The following is a 22,833-nucleotide window of genomic DNA, read 5'->3' on the forward strand; positions in this document are numbered from 1 at the left end:
GTGCGAGTGTTTGCGTCCGACTTCCTTCAGATTCCACTTCGCAATGGACACCCTTGTCTTTCGCTAACAGTTCCTACTACCAAGCCTGTAACGGACTTTCACCGTCAAGATGTTACCCATGCCGGGCGCACTGAAAAAAAGCGAGGGGTCATGGTGACATATCCCTCGCTTTTCACGTCTTGTATGACTAACTATACGCTCATGAATGACTCCCAATTTAAACTTGCGTTCCCTAATGAAATAAGCCTGTAATCGGGCCCCACGGTAAAATAGCGCCTAAAATAATGGTCACAATAGCCACAATAAAAGTAGCAATGAATAGACCTCGACTTGGCGCTTTTTTCTTCTTACGCGTTAAAGTCACTTCAATTAAACTAATAACAGCTATACCTCCAACCATTTTCAAAGTCATCAACATATGACTCACACCCGGAGCTGAAAATGCTTTGATTGCTAGCCAAAAGCCTGTAATTAAAACGAGAAGCATAAATAATCGTGTCGCCATGTGGAGTGACTTAAATAATAGCGTCGGGCCTTGCTTATTTGAATAATTTTCATACGACGCATAAAATAAAATCAAAAGAACAATCCAACTGACAATATGCACGTTGATTAAAAACATGTTCGGTCACCTCCTTATGTTGCGTATCTTTTCAATCATAACATAATATAGCCTTCTACACATTTTAATTACCTAATTATTGTTATTCCAAACACTTATAAAAATAATCAAAGCAAACAGCAACATTTTTATAACATGCACTGAAGAGGATGAGACACAAAAATTTTCGATGCTTTTGATGTCATATTTGTGTTAAACTTGCCCCCTATGTTTTGTGGTTCTTAATTGCCATCATAGCTTCGCTGTCCAAGGGGTGTATTCGGCAATTTAAAAACACTCTCTTCGCCATCAATAAAAAAGCACCAAGCGCAAAATCACTTGATGCTTATTTCATATTAATCTTTCGCAATAAAGTTTGTTAACGTTCCAATATTATCAATCGTGACTTTCACTTCATCACCAGGTTGTAGAAACTTCGGCGGATTCATACCCGCACCGACGCCTGCTGGAGTACCTGTCGCAATAATGTCTCCTGGGTGTAACGCCACATATTTTGAAATTTCTTCAATTAACTCATCAATTTTCAAAATCATTTGTGACGTATTCCCATCTTGACGAATTTCATTGTTTACTTTTGTCACGATATTTACGTTTTCAGGTGTAGGAAGTTCATCTTTTGTCACGATGTATGGCCCCATTGGGCAACCCCCTGTTAAACTTTTAGACAAGAATGCTTGGTCATGTGCTTTTTGTGCATTACGGTCTGTGATGTCATTAATGATGGTATAACCATATACATAATCCAACGCTAAACCTTTTGGAATTTTTTCGCCTGATTTACCGATTACGACACCCAGCTCGCCTTCATAATCTAAAGCGTCTGTAATGTCTTGGTGGTTCGGAATCGTACTTTCATCACCTGTTAATGACGAAGCTGCTTTCGTAAATACATATAAACGATCCACTTCATGCTTTAACTCTTCAGCATGTGCTTGATAGTTACGGCCAAATGCAATGACGTTATTCGTAGGTGTTACTGGTGGTAAAAATTCGATATCCTCAAATTTCACTTTATACGCATCGCCGTTACCACTGTTTTCTGCAGCAACAACTGCTTTACGTACTTGCTCTTGAAAGTCTAAAGTTTGGTTTTGTTGTAATCCTTCGAGCAATGTTTTGGGATGGAAATCACCTTCTCCAAAGTTTGCAAAGACTTGTTTTAAATCCCAAGCCGCTTCTTCTCTTTTTACCTTCACTCCATATGAAGTTTCACCTTTATATTTGAATGATAGGAATTTCATTCATAATCAGCTCCTAACGTATATCTTAGTCATATTATAACGAATATTTTGGACAAATCACAAATTTTTAAAGTAAAGCCGCTTAAATCTCGAGTTCGCCATATTTAAAGAAGTATAAATAGCCGTTTACTGGGCATTTTAAAATGGTTTCTAATGCACGTTGATAATATTGCATTTGAACACGATATTTCTCCTTCAATTGTCTTTCCAACGCTTCATCGGACATCCCTTTACGACGAATGAGTGCATCGGTTTTATAGTCCAAGAAGTAATAATGGCCATTTTCTTTAAAGACCAAGTCAATCATCCCTTGAATAATAGAGGCATCTGTCGTATCTGGTGTATGTTCGACTTGATGTTGATTCACGACAAATGGCAATTCTGTATACACTTCGTCACTTCTCGCAATACGGTCATACAAATCACTTTGAATGAAACGTTTAATTTCTTCAATCACAATCACATTGACATCATGTGCGCGAATGATTGAACGTTCGACCAATGATTCAATGTAGTCATTTAATGCTTGATCTGTTAATCCGGCTTCTTTAAATGGCAGATGTTGCATAACCGTATGCATCAATGTTCCTACTTCTGCTGCAGTATGTTGTTGTTCTTGTAAAAACTGCGGCCGCTCATACGTGGCCACGCCTAAACGATATTGTCGGACACGCTCATAGTTCGTATCGGCTTGTTCTGTATCGAGTTGACGTTTAAGCTCTGAAACAGATTGCTTTGAAACTTGTTGTACAGCTTGTTGATACGGATAAACATACAACAATTGTTGCATCACACGTTGCGCAAGTTCATCATCTAACGGGGTCGCTGCAAGTCTCGCCTCTAACGCTTCAATCGCGTGACCTTGATATGTCGCCAAATCTTGTTCTGTTGGTAACACGTCACCTGCATCAATATGTTGTAACTGAAGCCGCGGCTTGACAGCTGCATCCAAAGTCTCAACATCCACTTCAAAACGTTGATGGCGCTGAATATTCGTATTCTGATGTTTACTCAAAATACTGTATATCAGCTGAAACGGGTTTTTCGCATTAAATCGGTCAATGGCTGCTAATTTTTCATCAGTGATTGTAGCGGCTGCCATCATCTCGAGTGCATCTGCTTTTTTGGACGTCCCAATTAAGTAGAGTTGTTCTTTCGCACGTGTTAAGGCAACATACATCAAGCGCATTTCTTCAGAGATTAACTCTTTTTGATTGATCAGATCGATACTCATAGAAATAAGCGATGGATAAAACAATCCTTGTGCTTCATCGTAATATTGTAAACCGAGACCTGCATGTTGATTCAGTACAACAGGTTTTCCTAAATCATTTTTATTAAAGTCGCGCGTTAACCCTGAATAAATGACAAATGGAAATTCAAGACCTTTACTACTATGAATCGTCATCATACGTACGACATTATCATTTGGACCAATAACATTTTCTTCACCAAAATCTTTGCCTCGTTCAATCATTTGGTCGATAAAACGAATGAATTGAAATAAACCGCGAAAACTAGAATTTTCAAAATCGACAGCTTTATTAAACAACCCATGTAAATTCGCACGACGGCCACGCCCACCTACAAGTGCACTAAAATATTGAATGATGTAATGATCATTAAACAGTTTATCGATGAGTTGGTATACTGGATGACGTTGGCTGTAGTCTTGGTAGCGTGCTAAATCATTTAAAAACGGCTTTAACTTTGCCACAATTGCAGGATCCGCCGCTTCATCATCCATGTAATGTTGAATGGATTGATAAAAATAGTTATCTTGCGGTGATACAATACGAATCTTAGCCAGTTCATCTTCTGTAAATTGATAAATGACCGAACGCATTAAACCGACTAAATAAATATCTTGTAGCGGATTATCAATCGTACGTAAAAACGACAACATTAAGCGGATTTCTGTTTGTTCAAAATAACCTTGCTTACTATTCACAAATAGCGGAATATCCTGATCTTTAAACGCTTGTTGAATAAGTCTTACATTGCTGTAACTTCTTTCAAGGATGACGATATCTTTATATTGTGCTGGACGATACGCACCTGTTTTCGGATCATATACTTTTTGGGTTTCTAAAATCGTCTGTACTTGTTGCGCAATAAAATACGCCTCTTGCTCACTCGCGGTCATCTCTCGGTCTTTATCGACCATGAGGACATTAAACTGCACAGGGATATCGACCTCATCATACGGCGCACCATAATAAAGTTTTGCAGCTGCATCGTAGTCAATTTCGCCCACTTCAGCATCCATCATATGATCAAACAAATAGTTCGTCGTTGAGAGCACTTCTTTACGAGAACGGAAATTTTGCGATAAATCAATGCGCCAACCACTTGACTGGTCTGGTTGGTTAAAACGTTGATATTTTTCGATAAACAGACTCGGATCCGCTTGTCTAAATTTATAAATAGACTGTTTCACGTCGCCCACCATAAATAAATTACCGTTCGATTCGTCCCCTCGTTTAATGCTGCCAATAATACTTTCTTGTACACGGTTCGTATCTTGATATTCGTCGACTAATATTTCTTCAAAACGTTCACGATATAACGCCGCAATTTCGGACGGCTCGCCTTGTTCATCTCTTAAAATTTGTAGCGCAAAATGTTCATAATCTGAAAAGTCCAAAATGTTGCGTGCTCGTTTCGCACGACTGAATGCATGAATAACATCTTCAGTTAAAGTGGCCAAATATTTCACACGCGGCGCTAAGTGTTGCAATTCCTCAAGCAGTGTCTCATCATCACGTCCAACGAATGTAGATTTTACTGCATTAAGATTGTTTTTAAATTGCTCATAATGCGCTTTAAAGTTTTCATAAGCCGCATCAAGCATCGGATCTTCTTTTACAGCTTTCGGTTTAGGTGGGATGCGGCCAAGTTGATAAGTCGCCAATGCTGTTTTGTCGATAAACTGTTCACTTAATAGTCGGCGCAAAAATTGGCGGTGACCCTCAATAAAATCAATGTGCTTAGGAAAATCCCCTACTAATTCGAATTGATGATACGCTTCTTCTATTGCATTTTGTGCTGCTTGTAAATACAACTGGACATACTTGTTTAAAATATCTAAATAATGCTGCTGCAAATGACGCTCCAAATAAGGTTGATCTAACGCATGTAACCAACCAATTGGATCCGGGTTTGCGATACTGAAATCATATAAATTTTTAACCATTAAACGTAATGCGGCATCATCTCTATCCGTCGAAATGTGCTCAGTCAACGTCACAAATGTTGGAGCCAAACGGTCGTAATGCTTTTCAAACACGTCATCAATCACTTCTTCAAGCAATAGGACATTTTCAACTTCACTCGCAGTTCTAAAATTAGGATCAATGTCCAACACGTCGTAATGCTGCTGAATGAGACGTAAACAAAAGCTATGCAACGTTGAAATTTGTGCTTGATGAATTTTTGTACGTTGATTTTTTAAATGTTGATTGGAAGGATCTTCAATAGCGGCTTGTTGGATACGCGCTTCGACACGATGTTTCATTTCGCGTGCACTCAAGTTTGTAAACGTCACAACGAGTAAACGGTCAACATCAATGCCATCACGTAAAATGCGCTGAATAATACGTTCAACGAGGACTGCTGTTTTACCAGAACCCGCCGCTGCTGCTACAAGTACATCTTGACCTTTTGCGTATATACTTTCCCACTGTGCATCGGTCCACTGTACATGTTCCGGTTTTGTTGGAATCATACTTCATCCTCCTCTTCTTCTGCCGCAAGTATTTCAAGGGGATTGATTTTTTCATCCACTCGACGATATTTCGGACTATCAATCATACTATCTACGTGACAAACGGCTTGATATTGACAATATTGGCATGGTAAATGATTGCGGTATTGCATTGGCGCGACTTCGTTATGCCCATCCATAATACGACTTGCGATATCCACAAAGTTTTGCTTATTATGTTGGATCAGTTTATAAATGGTTGCTTCATCCGCCACTTTACTCGTCGCATTCAAACTGCCATCTTTTTTCATACCGAGTGGCACGATGTCGGATTTGAAGCCCGCTGTCAATCGTTCATCATACGCTTCTAATACATCTACATCATTGTTAAGCAATCCTTGTAATTGATACGACTTCAAGAAGGCTTCATCTAACTTGGCCGCTTCGATATCATTCCACGCACGCTTTTCGTCTCTAAACTGGTGCACGTACATGTATAAAAAGCCACCTGGTTTTACTTCTTCCACTAAACCTAAACGTTCTTTGTTTTGAAGCGCGATATCCATATAGGTCATCATTTGCATTTGCAAGCCGTAATACACTTTCACTAAATCGAGTGATGCGCTTGAAGAGGATGATTTGTAATCAATAATATTGACGAAACTTTTATTCTCCTTTTGATACGTATCGATTCGGTCAATTTGGCCACGAATATAAATCGGCATGCCTTGTGATGTATACAACGTTTCTGCTTTTAGTTCTGATGCATCTTTCGGTGATTTACGGAACGACTTTTCAAATGCGATAGGCTTAAATTGTGAATGCGACGTTTGGTATTTCATTGCATATAAAGTGGCTTGAACTATTGCACCGATGCGCTGTGATAAATAACGATAATACGACGTCGAGTTTAACAAATTAAATTGTACATGTGGTAACAATGTTTCTAATGCGTCGTTCGTCAATTGCGCAATTTGAAGCTCTGTGAGTTGATTAAAACGTCCTTCAACCTTTTCGGCGATATATTTTAAAACATCATGAAAAATTGTCCCTAAGTCAAAGTTTTGAAGTTGATATTTCGTCCGTTCATTGAGCCTCAAACCGTGTGACGTATAATGTTTAAATGGACAATTTTGGTACCCTTCAAAACGGGACACACTCGCATGAATCGCCTTACCATAAAGCTGTGTCGTCAACTCTCCATCCAATTGTACGGTATCGTTATTGTATGTGAGCGCTGATTTCAAATGTGTCAGCCCGTCATTGAGTTGTGGGTACTGTGCCATCACTGCATAAGTCGTAAACCAAGTATCCGAAATCAATCCTTCATCTAACCATGTTTTAAATGCTTCAAATAGATGCACTTTCGTTTGGTGTGGGTGTTCTATAAGTGATAACGTGTCACGTGCGTGTTGGTGTGTCAATTGGATGATATCTAAGTTGCGGAACATTTGACGGACATCATTTAAAAACGGACTTTTTTCTCGTTCTGCACCGCTCGCATCCATCAAACTGTATGAGAACGTCACTGTTTCTGTCGCACGTGTCATCGCAAAATAACAGACGAATGCTTCATCCATTTGTAAAATATCTGAGGTCGGGCTCAACTGCACACCGGCAAAGGTTTCAAACGCTTTCTTTTCATTATCTGAAATCAAACCAGAGCCGTTAATTGCTTGGGGCATCACGCCGTCGTTCATCCCGATCATATAAACGTGCTTTTTATTATCCACTTTCGCTAAATCCATTGTCCCAATTGTCACTTGATCTAACGTTTGTGGAATCATTGAAAATTCGAGTTCGTTCAAACCGACATCTAACACTTCTAAAAAGCGCGTTAACGTCATATCACGGTCACCAAACACGGTAACGACATCATCCAACACGCGAATCAACCCGTTCCATATTTGGTCAATTTCTTCCGCTGCTTCATGTTGACCTTGCTCATCTAACATATCCCGTTGCGTCATTAACTGATTGGGCAGTTCAAAACCTTCCATCGCTTCATAAAAATACGTCGCAAAAGCTTTGGCATTTGAACCTTGTGCTAATTTTTCTTCAAAATTCAACAATTGATTAAAGACTTTCGTTTTTAAATCGATCACACGTTCAAATGTAGCAGCCTCTTCTTCCGTCAGCGGATCATTCGGTCGGATACCCATTTTACGGAATTGATTCAGTTCAAAATATTGTGGATCGAGCCAGCGTTTGCCATAAATCCCTCGTTCTATCGCAAAATTTTCTAATAAATGGACTAAATACGCACTGTCAGGCATCACTTGGGTTAAGACATTCGTTTTCAACAAGCGCATCAACGGTTCAAACTGCCATTCTGTTTGTAACACTTCGATTAGTGCACGCAACATTTCCATAATCGGATGATGCGTCATCGACTTTTTGACATCAATATTGTACGGAATATCATATTGTGGCAAAATCGCATCTAACAAATAGACATACGACGGATCACGATACAATATTGCAATATCTTGATAACGGTACTGTTTTTCACGCACATCTCTTAAAATCGTACGTGCCACTTCATTAACTTCTTCACGTGTCGTCGGTGCTTCTAATATGCGAATACCTTCGTCTGCTGTGTGATGACTTTCAGGTTGTAATGCGTCAAACTGCTGTTCTAACACGGTTAATGATGGTGCTTTGAATCGGTGCTGCGTATGAAAATACAAGCGTTCGAGTGGCTGACCGACACGGTGAGCCATCTCTTCAAAATGACGCAACGACTCAGATGGCTTACGGAACATGCTTAATGCATCTTGATCGCCGTTTGTCGTTAATGCTAACGTCACAGATTTCACATGCTTCACTAAAGCTTCGATCAGTTGATATTCTTGAGTAGAAAAGTTATGAAACCCATCTATGTATATTTCTGCTTGTTTGAGCCACTTCGACTGTGGAATAAGCGTGACAAGTCGATCCATCATCGCTTCCGCTGTAATATATTCCGAAGACATACGTGCTTGCAGTTTTTCATAAATCAACCCAATGTCATGTAGCTTATGTCGGGTGCGCGGTTCAAGGTGCGCATCGGTAGCCATGTCCGAAACCATCTCAGGCGTCACAGCATACTTTTCAAAGTCTTGAATTTGTTCACGCACTTTTGTACTAAATCCCATATAACCTACTTGTGAGCGATACAACTTCAACTCTGTTTGTACTTCTTGTAAAATATCGTAAATCATCATTTCAATGGCAATCGACGACAAACGTTTTTCATGCACCCCGCCTACTTCTTGAAAAATACGATGACCTAGTCGTTCAAAGTGCAACACTTCAGTACGTACACTCCCTAACAATTCGGTGTCTTTGACGAATACTTGTTCATACAAATACGTCCCTTGCATCGGTGTGATGATAATGATGGGATGCCCTATCGGTTGTGCTTTCATTTTGTCTTTAATTTCTGCTAACATCTGTGTGCTCTTGCCCGTTCCAGCACGACCTAAAAATGTTCGAAACATCGAATCCCCCCTATCTTTCTTCAATACGAATCGGCATTCATTATTTAAAGTTTATTATAGCATTAACCCCACTTGATACTCTATGAAAGTCGGTCGCTTGTTGGATCTTTTTGACACAGAAAAAGCCGGGAAAACGTCATCGTCTCCCAGCCTCTGGTTAGTTTTTTGATTATCGAATCACTCCATGATGTCTGTTCATCATGCGCGATCATTGATGATTACTCTTGTGTATCTGTATGATCTGGATTGAAGTTGATTTTAAATTCACTCAATGGCCAGAATCTAAATGCAACTTTCCCTACGATTTGATCTTTATCGATAAGACCAAAAGCACGGCTATCTTTACTCACTTCGCGGTTGTCACCTAACACGAGATATTTATCTTTCGGAATTTGTTTCTGACCGTTGCTACCTGGCAAGTCTTTAGAATCAAATGAACCCGTAATTTGTTCATATGTTTTATGTTTAAGGTTATAATCTAAATATGGTTCATCTACTTTTTTACCATTTAAGTACAGTTGGTCATTTTTATAAACGACATGATCACCCGGTTTACCGATAATACGTTTTACATAGTCATTCGTTTCATCTGCATGAAAGACGATGACATTACCATTATCTAAATGACCTAAAGTTTTCCCTATTTTGTTAACGATAACTCTTTCTCCATCTTTTAATGTAGGGTCCATAGAATCACCTTTAATGTTATAGGGTTTAATGACAAATGCATACAATAGACCTACAATCAATAAGGCTAATCCTATAGACAGCAACCATTCCATTGTCTCTTTTTTCACAGTTTTACACCTCTTATTTTAAAAATGAGTCGTTATTCTATCAAAAGGATAATAACGTATCCATAACTTACCTTCAATAGTTGATTTCCTAATGAGACCAAAATTTCGAGAATCGACGTCATCATCACGACGATCGTTTAATATTAAATACGAGTTTGGCGGTATGATATCACTTTCTGAATTCGGCAGTGATTTCAGTGACCATGACTGCTGATCTTGTTGATTCACATACGATTCAGTCACAGGGATATGGTCCAAATACAATTGGCCTTTTTGAAATTCAACTGATTGACCTGGTTCTCCAATCACGCGTCCAACACGATATTGACCTTCCGCATAGTAGACAACGATATCTTGATGATGAATCCCATTGTAGCGTGGTGCGATTTTATTCACTAACAGCCGATCATGGGGTTGCAGTGTTGTATCCATATTTTGATGTTTTACTTCATATGGGATTACAACAAACAAAACGAGGACGGCTAAAACGACCAATGCGCTGATTAGAGCGAATGTCATCTTTATCAGAAACTTCAATTTTGCACTCCCAATCCTATCAATTTCATCATAACAAATTTTATCTTATCATAATTTCTCTTAAAACGTTAACTTTTACATTTGAATCATAAATCTCTGCACGCATTGAAACAAAATAATTTTGATGTCTCAATCCCTGAACAAAAAGCAATAGGGCACTGAGTCAACGTACGCAATAAAAAAGACTGACAAGACGTATGCTCATCAGCCCTTTTTTATATTCTATTCAACAGCCCTATTGGATTATAAGCGTGCTTCTAAATCTTTTTTCTTATCTTCAAATCCAGGTTTACCTAATAATGCAAACATGTTTTGTTTATAAGCTTCTACACCTGGTTGGTTGAATGGGTTCACACCTAATTGGTAACCACTCATTGCGACTGCTAATTCAAAGAAGTAGACAACATAACCATAAGTTTCGGCGTCTAAACGAGGTAATTTAACAACCATGTTAGGCACACCACCGTCAGTATGTGCAAGTAAAGTTCCTTCGAATGCTTTAGTGTTGACTTCATCTACTGTTTTACCTGCTAAGTAGTTTAAGCCATCTAAGTCATCCGCATCTTCTTCAATTGTAATATCGTGTTCAGGATTTTCTACTTTTAATACTGTTTCAATTAAGAAACGACGGCCTTCTTGTACATATTGACCTAATGAGTGTAAGTCAGTTGTAAAGTTAGCGCTTGAAGGGTAAATCCCTTTTAAGTCTTTACCTTCTGATTCACCGAATAATTGTTTCCACCATTCATTGAAGTATTGTAATGATGGTTCGTAGTTGATTAACATTTCTGTAGTGTAACCTTTGTTGTAAAGGATATTACGGATTGATGCGTATTGGTATGCAATATTTGAAGATAAATCGTCCGAAGATAATTCTTCACGTGCTTTTGCTGCACCGCCCATCATTGCATCGATATCAATACCAGCTACAGCGATTGGTAATAAACCTACTGCCGTTAATACTGAGAAACGACCACCGACATCATCAGGTACGACGAACGTTTCGTAGCCTTCATTTGTCGCAAGTTGTTTCAAGGCACCTTTCGCTTGGTCAGTTGTTGCAAAAATACGTTTAACTGCTTCTTCTTTACCATATTTATCTTCTAATAATTTTTTGAAAATACGGAACGCAACTGCAGGTTCAGTCGTTGTACCAGATTTTGAAATCACGTTAACTGAATAATCTTTATCGGCTAAATAGTCGATGAGTGATTGTAAATATGATGATGATAAATGATTACCTGCAAAAATAATTTCAGGATATTCGCTATCTTTTTTGAATGCTGGTGTTAACATTTCGATTGCTGAACGTGCACCAAGGTACGAACCACCAATACCGATTACGACAAGTACATCTGAATGTGATTGTACTTGTTTAGCTGCTTCTTTAATACGTGAAAATTCTTCTTTATCATAATTAACTGGTAGGTCAACCCATCCTAAGAAGTCGCTTCCTGCACCTGTACCTTCGTGAATTGTACGGTGAATTGCTTTAACAGCATCTTGTTGCTGATCTAATTCGTGTTGACCAAAAAATTTTAAAGCTTTTTGATAATCTAATTGGATATGTGTCATACACTTTTGCCTCCTAATTTAACTTAACGTACCTTCATTTTACTAAGTTGTTTCAACAAATTCAATTGACTTACCCAAGCATATCCATTGGCGTGTATTTTACATGAATATTTATTTGGGTATTTGCATATAAATTCATTTATGTTATAGTACAGTTAATCAAATATTAATTCTTTAACAGAGGTGACTAGGATGAAAGATAAAGTGGTTTTAGCATATTCAGGCGGTTTAGATACAAGTGTGGCCGTTAAATGGTTGATTGAACAAGGATACGACGTCATTGCATGTTGTTTGGATGTAGGTGAAGGAAAAGATTTAGACCTTGTTTATCAAAAGGCGCTTAATATGGGTGCAATTGAGTCTCACGTGATTAATGCAACAAAAGAATTTGCGGAAGATTATGTCGGTTATACAATCAAAGGTAATCTGATGTATGAACAAACGTATCCGCTCGTTTCTGCATTGTCTCGCCCACTTATTTCTAAAAAGTTAGTGGAAATTGCACACGAAACAAATGCCGTTGCTATTGCGCATGGCTGTACAGGAAAAGGCAATGACCAAGTGCGTTTTGAAGTGGCGATTAAAGCATTAGATCCAAACCTCAAAGTGATTGCACCTGTGCGTGAATGGGGTTGGAGCCGTGAAGAAGAAATCGATTATGCAAAAAAACACAATATCCCTGTCCCTATTGGCAAAGCATCTCCGTATTCCATCGACCAAAACTTATGGGGCCGTAGTAATGAATGTGGTGTATTAGAAGATCCATATGTTGCTCCACCACAAGATGCTTATGATTTAACAAGTGAATTAGAAGATACACCCGATACAGCTGATGAAATTTTAATCACATTCGATCAAGGGATTCCAACACATATTAACGGTGAGTATTATGCATTAGATGATCTCATCTTGTATTTAAATGAACGCGCTGGAAAACATGGCATCGGTAGAATCGACCATATTGAAAATCGCCTCGTCGGTATTAAATCAAGAGAAGTGTATGAAACACCCGGTGCTGAAGTGATTATTAAAGCACACCAGGCATTAGAAACGATCACTTTAACGAAAGATGTGGCGCATTTTAAACCCATTATTGAAAAGCAATTTGCAGAACAAGTGTATAACGGCTTATGGTTCTCACCTTTAACTGATGCTCTTAAAACATTTGTAGACCATACGCAAAAATATGTAACTGGTGAAGTACGTGTCAAACTATTCAAAGGTCATGCCATCGTCAATGGTAGAAAATCACCGTACACGCTTTACAATGAAAAATTAGCGACTTATACGAAAGAGGATGCGTTCAACCAACAATCTGCAGTGGGCTTTATCGATATTTATGGCTTACCAACACAAGTCAACGCGATGTTACATGGAGGCTATGCGAATGAGTAAAAAAGCTTGGGGCGGTAGATTTGAAGAGAGACCAGAAGCATGGGTCGATGCTTTTAATGCGTCGATTCACTTTGACCAAAAGCTCATTGACGAAGATATTCAAGGTAGTATTGCACACGCAACGATGCTCGCACATCAAGATATTTTAACTGAAGCAGAAAGTGAATTGATTATCCAAACTTTAAAAGACATTCGACACGACTTTCACGAAGGCCAAATTGAATTTCAAACAGCATTAGAAGATATTCATTTGAATGTTGAACATGAATTGATTAAACGTATCGGTCCTGTTGGCGGTAAACTGCATACCGGACGTAGCCGTAATGACCAAGTTGCAACGGATATGCATTTATATACGAAAAAAGAAGTGCATACGATTATTGATTACATTCATGCTTTTCAACAAACGTTATTGCAGCTTGCAGAACAACATGTAGAAACAATTATGCCTGGCTATACGCACCTTCAACGTGCACAACCGATTTCATTTGCGCATCATATCATGACGTATTTTTGGATGCTAGAACGTGACCAGACGCGTTTCAAAGAGTCATTGGCACGTATCGATGTCTCCCCTTTAGGTGCCGCAGCATTGAGTGGGACAACGTATCCAATAGACCGTCATGAAACACAAAAATCACTCGGTTTTAATGCATTATACGAAAACAGTATCGATGCCGTGAGTGATCGTGACTACATTGTTGAAACGTTGAATAATATTAACTTAACGATGATTCACCTGTCTCGTTTTGCTGAAGAAATCATTTTCTGGTCGTCGGAAGAAGCGAAATTCATCACATTATCTGACGGTTTTTCAACAGGGTCATCTATTATGCCACAAAAGAAAAATCCTGATATGGCTGAACTTATCCGCGGTAAAGTGGGACGTACGACTGGACATCTCGTGAGTCTATTGATGACATTAAAAGGCTTACCCCTTGCTTATAATAAGGATATGCAAGAGGATAAAGAAGGTCTGTTTGATGCAATCGAAACAATCAAAGGGTCACTGCGCATCTTTGACGGTATGGTCGCCACAATGACTGTGAACACGGATCGTCTACAAGCAACAGTGCGTCAAGACTTTTCAAATGCGACAGAGTTAGCAGACTATCTCGTAACAAAAGGTATCCCGTTTAGAGAGGCTCACGAAATCGTCGGCAAGCTCGTACTTTGGGCTATTCAACATGAGATGTATTTACTCGACGTCCCGTTAGAGGTGTATCAAGATCATCACACCCAAATCGAAGTAGATATTTATCAATATTTACAACCTGATGAAGCCGTCAAGCGTCGTCAAACTTACGGTGCTACAGGTCAAGATGCAGTGCGTCACCAAATCGACGTCGCAAAGAGTCATTTCGCGCAATATCATTCAAAGTAATACCATCCAAAAAAGAGACTCGGGCAACTGAACGTCCGGGCCTCTTTTTGTGTCTACTATGGTATGTGATATCGTTTAATGCACTCATTTAACACCATTCACATCCTGTCATTTTAATTGAATATGTCGCAATCATTTCAAACATAAAGATAAAGTAATTTCTTAATTAAGAGTGTTGCCATTTTTTTGAATTTTGTATATGCTGAAATTAATCTATCATACTAAGGAGGCGTCAAAATGAAAGCTGCATCACACCTTTTCGCATCAACTGTTTTAATTGGAACACTGCTTGCTGGTTCAAGCGCACTTGTTGATAGCGCAAATGCCAATTCACCTCAAAATCATGCCCATCATCAAGCGACACCCCTCTCTCCAAGCCAACATAATGTCTTGAACAAACCTTATGTGAATATCGGACATCGTGGCGCAAGTGGTTATGCACCGGAACATACTTTTGCGTCTTACGATAAAAGCCTTTATGAAATGCATGCCGATTATTTAGAACTTGATTTACAAATGACTAAAGACGGTCATTTAGTCGCCATGCATGATGATAAAGTAAACCGTACTACAAATGGAACCGGCCGTGTCGATCACTATACACTTGCTGAATTAAAACAGTTAGATGCCGGTTCATGGTTCAACCAAAAATATCCAAAGTACCAAAACCCGCAATATGTCGGTCAACAAGTTCCAACACTTGATGAAATCTTCAGCCGTTATGGCACAAGTGTCAATTATTACATCGAAACGAAATCACCCGATGTTTATCCAGGCATGGAGGAACAACTGCTCCGCCAATTACATCAATATGGGCTCGACTGTAAAAAGAATTTGCGTAACGGTAAAGTAGTTATTCAATCATTTTCAAGAGACAGCCTCAAAAAGGTTCATCACGAAAACCCGCGTATTCCACTTGTACAATTGTTAGAAAGAGGCGAACTTCCACGACAGTCTAATGCTGACTTGAAAAAAATTCAAAGTTACGCGGTGGGTGTAGGCCCAGATTATCATGATCTAACTGCTCAAAATACCCGCACATTACGTCAACAAGGCTTTTACATCCATCCATATACCGTTAACGATCAAAAAACAATGGCGCGTTTAAATCAATATGGGGTCACTGGCGTTTTCACGAACTATCCCGACCTATATCACGCGTTAATTCAATAATAAAGGATGTTTCATTGCTAAACATACAGAATAGGCGACGAGACATAAAAACTTTTGATGCAATTGATGCCTTTAATGACGTAAATCACGGCGATCAAGATGAACAATGCTGCAATCAATCATTCGTGCTCCATCGCAAAAGCAATGCCCACTACTGAAAAAATAGTTGCAATAATAAGTGTGAACGTACTTCTATCCATTGTTGTGCACTCCTCGATATTTTACCTAAATGCTAGTTTTCAATGTATTTCAATGTAATTAAAAAAGCAGAAACGCACACATAGCGTCTCTGCTTATTCATCTCTTTTTCTCTTATGCCCATCCGCGGTAACGTGCCGCTTCTGCTGTACGTTTAATGCCGACAATGTAGGCTGCTAAACGCATGTCAATTTTGCGATTTTCAGATAAAGTATAAATCGTGTCGAACGCATTCACTAATTTTTCGCGTAACTTTTCATTGACTTCATCTTCTGTCCAATAATAACCTGTATTATTTTGTACCCATTCAAAGTATGAAACTGTTACACCACCAGCACTTGCAAGCACGTCTGGCACTAATAAAATACCACGTTCAGTTAAAATTTTTGTTGCTTCAGGCGTTGTTGGTCCGTTAGCTGCTTCTACAACAATTTCAGCTTTAATGTCTGCTGCGTTGTCTGCAGTAATTTGGTTCGCAATGGCTGCTGGGACTAAAATATCACAATCTAATTCAAATAGCTCTTTGTTTGAAATCGTATCTTCAAATAAGTTTGTCACCGTACCAAAACTGTCACGGCGATCTAATAAGTAGTCGATATCCAATCCTTCTGGGTCATGAAGTGCACCGTAAGCATCTGAAATACCTACAATTTTCGCACCTTTATCGTACAAAAATTTCGCTAAGAAGCTACCTGCATTACCGAAACCTTGAATGACAATACGTGAACCTTCAATGGATTTACCACGACGTTTTGCAGCTTCTTCAATGGCGATAACGACACCTAATGCTGTTGAGCGGTCACGTCCTTGTGAACCTCCTAATACGATAGGTTTACCTGTAATAAAGCCTGGAGAGTTAAATTCGTCCATTTGGCTATATTCATCCATCATCCATGCCATAATTTGAGAGTTTGTAAATACGTCTGGCGCTGGAATGTCTTTTGTCGGTCCAACAATTTGTGAAATCGCACGCACATAACCACGAGATAAACGCTCAACCTCATGAATACTCATTTGACGTGGGTCACAAACGATCCCCCCTTTACCACCACCGTATGGTAAGTCGACAATACCGCATTTTAATGTCATCCACATTGACAATGCTTTTACTTCTTCCTCATCAACATCTGGGTGGAAACGTACCCCACCTTTAGTTGGTCCCACTGCATCGTTATGTTGTGCACGGTAACCTGTAAATGTTTTTACTGTACCATCGTCCATTTTTACTGGAATACGTACTGTCAAAAATCTTAAAGGTTCTTTGATAAGTTCATACATGCCATCATCAAAGCCTAATTTATGCATTGCTTCCTTAATGATGCCTTGCGTTGACGTCACTAAATTATTTTTTTCAGCCATGATCCATTTCGCCTCTTTTTCCTACTATTGTTTTCGCTTACATTCGTATTGTAACATAAGCATTTTTATTTTAAAGTGCTTTCCGCTCAAATTAAACGTTTAACTTTTTACCCCTGTGCGAACACCTTTTTCACTTTTTCAATCGCAAAATCTAACTCTTCTTTTGTGATGACTAATGGGGGTGCAAATCGAATGACTGTATCGTGTGTTTCTTTACATAAAAGTCCTTCATCTTTAAGTCGTTCACAATAAGGACGTGCATCTTCATGTAATTCCACACCGATAAAGAGACCACGACCACGTACTTCTTTAATCGCCGGGTGATCAATTTCAAGTAATGCATTTTTGAAATATTCACCGAGTTCAAGTGAGCGCCCTGGTAAGTCTTCATCAACAATCACGTCGAGTGCAGCAAGTGAAGCGGCACATGCTAACGGATTCCCTCCGAAAGTCGAACCATGTGAACCTGGTGTAAAGACATCCAGTACTTCTTTATCCGCAAGTACAACTGAGATAGGTAATACACCGCCTCCGAGTGCTTTACCTAAAATATAAACATCTGGTTTCACACCATCCCAGTCTGTCGCGAATAACTTACCAGTACGACCTAAACCAGCTTGAATTTCGTCTGCAATGAATAATACGTTATGTTCGTCACACAGTTCACGCACTGCTTTTAAATAGCCTTCTGGTGGAATGTTAATCCCTGCTTCACCTTGAATCGGCTCAATCAGCACAGCAGCAGTATTTTCATTAATGGCGGCTTTTAAACTATCAATGTTACCAAACTCAACATTTTGAAAACCTTCTAGCAGTGGACCATAACCACGTTGATATTCTTTTTCTGATGAAAGTGATACTGGTGCCATTGTTCGTCCGTGGAAGTTACCGACCATCGCAATAATTTCAGCTTCGTTTGGTTTTATACCTTTTACTTCATACGCCCAACGACGCGCAGCTTTTAATGCTGTTTCTACCGCTTCTGCACCTGTATTCATCGGTAAGGCTTTCTCTTTACCTGATAATTTGCAGATTTTTTCATACCATTCGCCTAAATTGTCACTATGGAAAGCACGTGAAACAAGTGTCACGCGATCCGCTTGTTCTTTAACAGCTTGAATAATTTTAGGGTGACGATGCCCTTGATTGACTGCTGAATATGCAGCCAACATGTCCATGTAACGATTGCCTTCTGGGTCTTTCACCCATACCCCTTCAGCTTCGGCAATCACGATTGGAAGCGGTAAGTAGTTGTGCGCCCCATAATGATTCGTTTTTTCAATGATTTCTTCAGATTTTGTTACCATGCAATCTCCTCCTTAAATACAATACGTACATCTCTTCACATGAAAGTGTAGGGCAAATCGATTATTCGCATCACTCAACACCTGTCATTCAAGTAGTGAACGATACTTACAAATGATTTACCCTACATCAGTACAATACATTATGTCCTGTACATTTGTGTTATTTAATTCATCATTATAGATGTTCTGATACTGAACGACCTTGCATGTGTAATACTAAGTAGTCTGGTCCGCCTGCTTTTGAGTCTGTACCTGACATTTTGAAGCCACCAAATGGTTGGTAACCGACAACTGCACCTGTACAGCCACGGTTAAAGTAAAGGTTGCCGACCATAAAGTCACGACGCGCTTGTTCTAACTTCATACGGTTGTTTGAAATCACGGCACCTGTTAAACCGTATTCTGTATCATTTGCGACATCAATTGCTTCATCAAAGTCTTTAACTTTAGTGAAACCGACAACTGGTCCGAAAATTTCTTCTTGCATCACGCGTGAATTTGGATCTAAATCAGCAAAGATAGTTGGATAGACAAAGTTACCGACTGCTTCATCTGTATTACCACCTGTTACAAGACGGCCTTCACCTTTACCAATTTCGATGTAGTTTTTAATTTTGTCTAAAGATTTTTGGTCAATGACTGGTCCGACATACGTATCTGGCTCTGCAGCATTACCTACTTTAATTTTTTCAGTTGCTTCTTTAACGCGCTCTAACAATTCATCATAAATGTCTTGATGCGCGATAACACGTGAACATGCTGAACATTTTTGGCCAGAGAAACCGAACGCTGAGTAGACAATAGCATCTGTCGCAACTTGTAAATCCGCTTCGTTGTCGACGATAATCGCATCCTTACCACCCATTTCAGCAATGACACGTTTAATATGATTTTGACCTTCTTGAATGACAGATGCTTTTTGGATAATTTCTTTACCGACTTTTTTAGAACCTGTAAATGAAATGAGGCCCACATCTTTGTTTTCAATTAAGAAGTCACCAATTTCACTTGAAGAACCAGGAATCCAGTTCACAACCCCTTTTGGTAAACCAGCTTCTTCTAAAACTTCCATAAATTTATAAGAAATAATTGGTGTATTAGAAGATGGTTTTAATAATACTGTGTTTCCTGTTACAAGTGGTGCTGACGTTGTACCCGCCATAATCGCATAGGCAAAGTTCCATGGAGAAATAACAACACTGACACCTACAGGTAAGTAGTCAAACTGATTGTATTCACCAGGACGACTGTTTACATGTTTACCGTCTTTAAGTTCAAGCATTTGACGACCATAATATTCCATAAAGTCAATCGCTTCTGCTGTATCTGCATCTGCCTCTTTCCAAGGTTTACCACCTTCTTTTGAAAGTAATGCAGAGAATTCATGCTTACGTTTACGTGTAATTTCAGCAGCTCTGAATAAAATATTTGCGCGTACTTTTGGATCTACTTTTCTCCAAGATTTAAACGCTTCTTTCGCTGCATCTAACGCTTGTTGTGCATGTTCTTTCGTTGCTTTTGAAACATACCCGATTGTTTCTTCGCGATTTGAAGGATTGTATACACGTGTTTTATCTTCAGTGAATACGCGCTCTCCACCAATAATGAGTGGATAATCTTTCCCGAGTTCACCTTCAACTTTTTCTAATGCACGAAAATAAGCCTCGCGATTCTCCTCTTTCGTAAAATCTGTAAATGGTTCGTGTTGATATGGAATCATTTAAAAATCCTCCTTTGTTTATAATAAGAAAACCCTTACATCTATCATGACATATTTATGACATATTTGTAAAAGAAAACACTATTTGCATCAACCTAAAAACCGTTCGTGTCACATGCCATGAGGTACTCACATGCTCGAATCATTTTGAGTCAATCGATATTGATTAAGCGCTTTCATTTATAAGCCATTATAGCCTTTTTAACCTTGTTTTTGCAATAGTCTTTCTCTAGCAAATTAATCAATTTTCACGATACTTTTATAACATAAATCCGTAACAATCCAGTGCCCTTCATATACAATTCTTCGTGAGCGTTAAAAAATCAATTTCGAATTACGAATGGTTAGGAGTTTCTTCAAAGATGTGCTATGATAAAAATGTTAAAAACTAATCGATAAGGGGTTATGAATGTTGAAAAGACAGTATCGTGTTGGGCAACATGTCAAAGTACGCGTGACTGGTATTCAACCCTACGGCGCTTTCGTCGAGACCCCTGACAGTACTGAAGGACTCATTCATATATCCGAAATCATGGATGATTATGTACATAATTTAAAGAAGCTTTTGTCACCAGGTCAAACTGTAAAAGCTAAAATCATCTCGATTGATCACAACGGAAAATTAAATTTATCTCTGAAGGATAATGATTATTTTAAAAATTATGAGCGTAAGAAAGGTAAATATTCAGTATTGGATGAAATTCAGGAAACTGAGAAATATGGGTTTCGAACATTAGAGGAACGTTTGCCATATTGGGTGAAACAGTCCAAAAAGAAGATGAAATATGAGTCTAAATAACGCTTGAGGTCAATGTACAGTTTGTGCATTGGCTTTTTTATTTGGCTTTTTTTGGGAGTTGTGCGGTTTGAGTTCTTTGGGGTTACATATACAGCGCGGTGACAGTAGCAAGATAGCTAGAGCTGAGTCCTTATTATTAATAGTAAAAATTGACATGGATGGATATTTTCCTCGATTCATTAATAGACCACTCAGTCGGTTGTTACTTTTTAGTTGTCCATCTCGTTTTATCTCAACACGAGAGCAATTCTCTGCTATCTCTAAAAAAACAGTTAAAAACATTGTGATGACGAATGAGTAGCACATTTTGTTTTAATTTAATCACTCTATTATGTGATTTACACCCCCCATTTTACCGAAAGATCAACTATAAAAAAAGGTACTCAAAATTCATGTTTTGTGAACTTTAAGTCCCTTTACTGATTTTTATAAAGTTACTGTACTTTAATATTTTTTCTATTTTTCGAATGAATCACCAAACCAACGACAATGAAATCAATGAGGGCTAAAACTAAGTACAATACAACCATACTCGATATCGTCGGATGATATAGGATAGCAATGATGAAATACAATAGACTCATAGCTATGAACGATTTTCCCGTTATTTGATTCACATCATTTCTATTTTTAAAAATGAGTAACAGTGGATTATTCCAAAACGTGCTGTTAAATTTCATAAAGAGAACACCTGTGACAAAAATAAATAGTGACAATAAGATTCCCATTAAAATGTTCATTTTTTTCATTCCCTTACAATTAATGTAAAATGATTTTTAAATGCATGATCCCCTGCGCATTCGAATCAACTCAATCAGTAAGTCTGTAAAATTCAAAGTACCCGCTTTGGCTAGCCACCTTATGCGATGCTCAAATAAATTTTAAAATATTCCGACATTTATTAAGGAACGCATCCCTCACAAAAATCTCTCTCTATCTTTATTTTAAATATACTGCGCAAAAACTCCATTGTCAATATCGTTGTTGTGCGCTTGCTCTTTTTATCATTCTGTTTTATTTTCACGACCAGCCACAATCAAAAATATGAAAATCCGCTGACAAAAGTTCTTAATTCCATCTTTTTTTAAATTTTTTCGTGCTTACGTGCGCCCGACTTCAAAGGTGTTTTATGTTGCTATTTTCAAGAAATGAAAAATAATAATGCTTTACTTTATGCAAACAAAAGCGTATAGTTAGGTTATCGTAATAAAAGAACTTGAATTTAAATGTAGTGTATTTGTTTAGAATATCCTCTTTTTTAATCAATGAATTTATTGCAAATATTTGTGCAAAAGCACGTGGAGGTATTCTATATGAATAACGGTACAGTAAAATGGTTTAACGCAGAAAAAGGTTTTGGATTTATTGAAAGAGAAAACGGCGACGATGTATTTGTACATTTCTCAGCAATCGTTGGAGATGGCTACAAATCTTTAGAAGAAGGTCAAAATGTTGACTTTGATATCGTTGAAGGCGAACGTGGTGCACAAGCAGCAAACGTTGTTAAAATGTAATCTAAATCATTTAATATAGAAGAG

The 22,833-nt window shown here is 38.5% G+C and carries 16 protein-coding genes; 5 read left to right on the forward strand and 11 right to left on the reverse strand.

Annotated elements, in window-relative coordinates; translation table 11 throughout:
- Nucleotides 1-232: 232 nt before the first annotated feature.
- The 7 genes from BJK46_RS01740 to BJK46_RS01770 all read right to left on the reverse strand — a co-directional run bounded on the left by BJK46_RS01740 (nt 233) and on the right by BJK46_RS01770 (nt 11,960).
- Complete coding sequence (locus BJK46_RS01740; RefSeq protein WP_014614393.1) at nt 233-622, reverse strand: YisL family protein; 390 nt, start codon at nt 620-622, stop codon at nt 233-235.
- A 335-nt stretch (nt 623-957) separates the two neighbouring features.
- Nucleotides 958-1,863 carry a fumarylacetoacetate hydrolase family protein gene (locus tag BJK46_RS01745; protein ID WP_014614394.1) on the reverse strand — a complete coding sequence of 302 codons (906 nt, stop codon included), beginning with the start codon at nt 1,861-1,863 and terminating at the stop codon, nt 958-960.
- A gap of 82 nt (nt 1,864-1,945) precedes the next feature.
- Nucleotides 1,946-5,590 carry a helicase-exonuclease AddAB subunit AddA gene (gene addA / locus BJK46_RS01750; protein ID WP_103263627.1) on the reverse strand — a complete coding sequence of 1,215 codons (3,645 nt, stop codon included), beginning with the start codon at nt 5,588-5,590 and terminating at the stop codon, nt 1,946-1,948.
- Entirely contained in the window at nt 5,587-9,051 is a 3,465-nt protein-coding gene (gene addB / locus BJK46_RS01755; protein ID WP_096536114.1) for a helicase-exonuclease AddAB subunit AddB, read from the reverse strand. Before addB ends, addA begins: the two co-directional genes overlap by 4 nt.
- A gap of 218 nt (nt 9,052-9,269) precedes the next feature.
- Nucleotides 9,270-9,848 (reverse strand): signal peptidase I, encoded by a 579-nt coding sequence (lepB, locus tag BJK46_RS01760; RefSeq protein WP_014614397.1) that lies wholly within the window; start codon nt 9,846-9,848, stop codon nt 9,270-9,272.
- Between the two features lie 18 nt (nt 9,849-9,866).
- A complete protein-coding gene (gene lepB, locus BJK46_RS01765) occupies nt 9,867-10,385 on the reverse strand; it encodes a signal peptidase I (RefSeq protein WP_169926731.1) in 519 nt (172 codons plus the stop codon).
- Between the two features lie 243 nt (nt 10,386-10,628).
- Complete coding sequence (locus BJK46_RS01770) at nt 10,629-11,960, reverse strand: glucose-6-phosphate isomerase (RefSeq protein WP_103263625.1); 1,332 nt, start codon at nt 11,958-11,960, stop codon at nt 10,629-10,631.
- Between the two features lie 192 nt (nt 11,961-12,152).
- On the opposite strand from BJK46_RS01770, the gene BJK46_RS01775 reads away from it, so the two are divergent.
- The 3 genes from BJK46_RS01775 (at nt 12,153) to BJK46_RS01785 (ending at nt 15,912) form a co-directional block, all read left to right on the forward strand.
- Nucleotides 12,153-13,355 (forward strand): argininosuccinate synthase, encoded by a 1,203-nt coding sequence (locus BJK46_RS01775; RefSeq protein ID WP_014614400.1) that lies wholly within the window; start codon nt 12,153-12,155, stop codon nt 13,353-13,355.
- Nucleotides 13,348-14,739 carry an argininosuccinate lyase gene (gene argH, locus BJK46_RS01780; protein ID WP_014614401.1) on the forward strand — a complete coding sequence of 464 codons (1,392 nt, stop codon included), beginning with the start codon at nt 13,348-13,350 and terminating at the stop codon, nt 14,737-14,739. The genes BJK46_RS01775 and argH overlap by 8 nt, the downstream gene beginning before the upstream one ends.
- Nucleotides 14,740-14,976: 237 nt before the next feature.
- Entirely contained in the window at nt 14,977-15,912 is a 936-nt protein-coding gene (locus BJK46_RS01785; RefSeq protein WP_014614402.1) for a glycerophosphodiester phosphodiesterase, read from the forward strand.
- A 312-nt stretch (nt 15,913-16,224) separates the two neighbouring features.
- Here the strand turns inward: BJK46_RS01785 and BJK46_RS01790 are convergent, their stop codons facing one another.
- From BJK46_RS01790 to pruA, 3 genes are all read right to left on the reverse strand, one after another.
- Complete coding sequence (locus BJK46_RS01790; RefSeq protein WP_014614403.1) at nt 16,225-17,469, reverse strand: Glu/Leu/Phe/Val family dehydrogenase; 1,245 nt, start codon at nt 17,467-17,469, stop codon at nt 16,225-16,227.
- A 107-nt stretch (nt 17,470-17,576) separates the two neighbouring features.
- Nucleotides 17,577-18,776 (reverse strand): ornithine--oxo-acid transaminase, encoded by a 1,200-nt coding sequence (locus BJK46_RS01795; protein ID WP_015728871.1) that lies wholly within the window; start codon nt 18,774-18,776, stop codon nt 17,577-17,579.
- A gap of 175 nt (nt 18,777-18,951) precedes the next feature.
- A complete protein-coding gene (pruA, locus tag BJK46_RS01800; protein WP_014614405.1) occupies nt 18,952-20,496 on the reverse strand; it encodes an L-glutamate gamma-semialdehyde dehydrogenase in 1,545 nt (514 codons plus the stop codon).
- Between the two features lie 409 nt (nt 20,497-20,905).
- Between pruA and ygs the strand changes: the two genes are divergently transcribed.
- The gene (ygs, locus tag BJK46_RS01805; protein WP_014614406.1) at nt 20,906-21,295 is read left to right on the forward strand and encodes a S1 domain-containing post-transcriptional regulator Ygs; all 390 of its coding nucleotides are present in this window, start codon (nt 20,906-20,908) and stop codon (nt 21,293-21,295) included.
- A 434-nt stretch (nt 21,296-21,729) separates the two neighbouring features.
- Here ygs and BJK46_RS01810 read toward each other — a convergent pair whose 3' ends face one another.
- Nucleotides 21,730-21,975: a hypothetical protein gene (locus BJK46_RS01810; protein WP_014614407.1), complete on the reverse strand. Its 246-nt coding sequence runs from the start codon at nt 21,973-21,975 to the stop codon at nt 21,730-21,732.
- A gap of 633 nt (nt 21,976-22,608) precedes the next feature.
- On the opposite strand from BJK46_RS01810, the gene BJK46_RS01815 reads away from it, so the two are divergent.
- Nucleotides 22,609-22,809, forward strand: coding sequence for a cold-shock protein (locus BJK46_RS01815; protein ID WP_014614408.1), 201 nt, complete (start codon nt 22,609-22,611; stop codon nt 22,807-22,809).
- Nucleotides 22,810-22,833 lie beyond the last annotated feature (24 nt).

This window comes from Staphylococcus pseudintermedius, from assembly GCF_001792775.2.
In the GTDB taxonomy this organism is placed as follows: Bacteria; Bacillota; Bacilli; order Staphylococcales; family Staphylococcaceae; genus Staphylococcus; species Staphylococcus pseudintermedius.

Coding starts and splice junctions, on each gene's coding strand:
- addB (WP_096536114.1), bottom strand. CDS start 9,051: ATGTTTCGAACATTTTTAGGTCGTGCTGGAACGGGCAAGAGCACACAG.
- BJK46_RS01795 (WP_015728871.1), bottom strand. CDS start 18,776: ATGGTAACAAAATCTGAAGAAATCATTGAAAAAACGAATCATTATGGG.
- argH (WP_014614401.1), top strand. CDS start 13,348: ATGAGTAAAAAAGCTTGGGGCGGTAGATTTGAAGAGAGACCAGAAGCA.
- BJK46_RS01745 (WP_014614394.1), bottom strand. CDS start 1,863: ATGAAATTCCTATCATTCAAATATAAAGGTGAAACTTCATATGGAGTG.
- BJK46_RS01740 (WP_014614393.1), bottom strand. CDS start 622: ATGTTTTTAATCAACGTGCATATTGTCAGTTGGATTGTTCTTTTGATT.
- ygs (WP_014614406.1), top strand. CDS start 20,906: ATGTTGAAAAGACAGTATCGTGTTGGGCAACATGTCAAAGTACGCGTG.
- BJK46_RS01815 (WP_014614408.1), top strand. CDS start 22,609: ATGAATAACGGTACAGTAAAATGGTTTAACGCAGAAAAAGGTTTTGGA.
- BJK46_RS01790 (WP_014614403.1), bottom strand. CDS start 17,469: ATGGCTGAAAAAAATAATTTAGTGACGTCAACGCAAGGCATCATTAAG.
- BJK46_RS01810 (WP_014614407.1), bottom strand. CDS start 21,975: ATGAAATTTAACAGCACGTTTTGGAATAATCCACTGTTACTCATTTTT.
- BJK46_RS01770 (WP_103263625.1), bottom strand. CDS start 11,960: ATGACACATATCCAATTAGATTATCAAAAAGCTTTAAAATTTTTTGGT.
- BJK46_RS01775 (WP_014614400.1), top strand. CDS start 12,153: ATGAAAGATAAAGTGGTTTTAGCATATTCAGGCGGTTTAGATACAAGT.
- pruA (WP_014614405.1), bottom strand. CDS start 20,496: ATGATTCCATATCAACACGAACCATTTACAGATTTTACGAAAGAGGAG.
- BJK46_RS01785 (WP_014614402.1), top strand. CDS start 14,977: ATGAAAGCTGCATCACACCTTTTCGCATCAACTGTTTTAATTGGAACA.
- addA (WP_103263627.1), bottom strand. CDS start 5,590: ATGATTCCAACAAAACCGGAACATGTACAGTGGACCGATGCACAGTGG.